This window comes from Streptomyces sp. CBMA156, assembly GCF_014596515.1.
GTDB lineage: Bacteria > Actinomycetota > Actinomycetes > Streptomycetales > Streptomycetaceae > Kitasatospora.
The window spans coordinates 1-2,323 of the sequence record NZ_MSJQ01000297.1 but is presented as its reverse complement, the minus strand read 5'-3'; the positions used below and the strand labels follow the sequence as shown (position 1 = coordinate 2,323).

General features: G+C 76.7%; 1 protein-coding gene. It reads left to right on the top strand.

Annotated elements, in window-relative coordinates; all coding sequences use genetic code 11:
* Positions 1-2,323: beta-ketoacyl synthase N-terminal-like domain-containing protein (locus BU198_RS26105; RefSeq protein ID WP_223244952.1), on the top strand; the 2,323-nt coding region annotated here is incomplete at both ends.

The following is a 2,323-nucleotide window of genomic DNA, read 5'->3' as shown; positions in this document are numbered from 1 at the left end:
GGCAGCGCGCCGCCCGGCTGGCCGCCGCGCTGGGTCTGTGGCGCGGCGCGGCGTACGCGGACTTCGCCGACGAGGAGTTCGCCCGTGCCGCGGCCCACCGGCTGGACGAGCAGCGCGTCGCCGTGCTGGAGGAGCACGCCGAAGCCCGCCTCGAAGCGGGCGGCGACCCGCTGTTCACCGGCGATCTCGCCGACCTGGTGGACCGGTACCCGCTGCGCGAACGGCTGCGGGCCGTCCAGTTGCGGGCGCTGTACCGGGCGGGGCGGCAGAGCGAGGCGCTGGCCTCGTACGCCGACCTGCGCGGCCGGCTGGCGGAGGACCTGGGGCTCGATCCGGGCCCCGGCCTGGCCGCGCTGCACGACGCGATCCTGCGGCAGGACCCGTCCCTGGACCCGCGGACGCCCGAACGGCCCGCCGCCGCTCCCGCTCCCCCGGGCGACGGCTCCCCCGCCGTCCCGTCCCCATTGCCCGCTGCTTTCCCCGCCGATCTCCCGTCCGACCTCCCGGCGGACCTCACCCCGCTGATCGGGCGCGACGCGCTGCTGACGCGGGTCGCCCGGCTCCTGGACGGCTCCCGCCTGGTGACGCTGACCGGCCCCGGCGGGGTCGGCAAGACGCGGCTGGCGATCGCCGCCGCACGACGCTTGACGGACGCCGCGCCCTCCTCCCCGCAGCGCCCCGACAGCGTCCGGTTCGTCGAGCTCGCCGGCCGGCAGGGCGACGCCGCCGACCTGGCCGCCGAGGTCGCCGCCGTCCTCGGCCACGCGAGCGCGACCGCCGTCGAGCCGGGGCGGGCCTTCAAGGACCTCGGCTTCGACTCGCTGCTCGCGGTCCGGCTGCGCAACCGGCTCCAGGAAGTCACCGGCCTGCGGCTGCCCGCGACCCTGGTGTTCGACCACCCGACCCCGGCCGTGCTGGCCGAGTTCGTCCGCGGCCGGCTGCTCGGCGCGCGCCCGGCGGGACCGGCCGCCGCCGCGGCGAAGCCCGCCGCGGCCACGGTCGCCCTCGACGAGCCGATCGCGATCGTCGGCATGAGCTGCCGCTACCCCGGCGGCGTCACCGACCCGGACCGGCTGTGGGAGCTGCTGGCCGCCGGCGGGGACGGCATCTCCTCCTTCCCGACCGACCGGGGCTGGGACGTCGCCGCGGTGTACGCCGGCGAGAGCGCGGGCTCCGCGACCGTCTTCGAGGGCGGCTTCCTGCACGACGCCGCCCGGTTCGACGCCGGGCTGTTCGGGATCTCGCCGCGCGAGGCGCTGGCGATGGACCCGCAGCAGCGGCTGCTGCTGGAAGCCTCCTGGGAGGCCTTCGAGAGCGCGGGCCTGGACCCGACCTCGCTGCGCGGCAGCAGGACCGGCGTCTACGCCGGCCTGATGTACCACGACTACGCGACCGGCGGCGGAGCCGTCCCGGACGAGGTCCAGGGCTTCCTGGGCACCGGCAACGCGGGCAGCATCGCCTCCGGCCGGGTGTCGTACACCTTCGGCCTGGAGGGCCCGGCGGTCACCGTCGACACCGCCTGCTCCTCGTCGCTGGTGGCGATGCACCAGGCGGCGCAGGCGCTGCGCTCCGGGGACTGCGACCTGGCGCTGGCCGGCGGGGTCACCGTGCTGGCCACGCCCGCGGTGTTCACCGAGTTCAGCCGCCAGGGCGGGCTGGCCTCCGACGGCCGCTGCAAGGCCTTCGCGGCCGCGGCCGACGGCAGCGGCTGGTCGGAGGGCGTCGGTGTGCTGGTGCTGGAGCGGCTGTCGGACGCCCGGCGCAACGGGCACGAGGTGCTGGCGGTGGTGCGGGGTTCGGCGGTGAACCAGGACGGTGCGTCGAACGGTCTGACGGCGCCGAACGGGCCTTCGCAGGAGCGGGTGATCCGCCAGGCGCTGGCCAGTGCGGGGCTGTCGGCCGCCGAGGTGGACGCGGTGGAGGCGCACGGGACGGGCACCAAGCTGGGCGACCCGATCGAGGCGCAGGCGCTGCTGGCCACCTACGGTCAGGACCGGTTCGCCGACCGGCCGCTGTGGCTGGGCTCGATCAAGTCGAACCTCGGGCACACCCAGGCCGCGGCCGGCGTGGCGGGTGTGATCAAGATGGTGCTGGCGATGCGGCACGGGGTGCTGCCGGCGACCCTGCACGTGGACGCGCCGTCCCCGCACGTGGACTGGTCGGCCGGCGCGGTGGAACTGCTCACCGAGGCCCGTCCGTGGCCCGAGGCCGGCCGGCCGCGCCGCGCGGGCGTCTCCTCCTTCGGCATCAGCGGCACCAACGCCCACGTCATCCTCGAATCCGTGCCGGCCATCGAGCCCGCCGAGTCTCCGGCTGTCGAAGG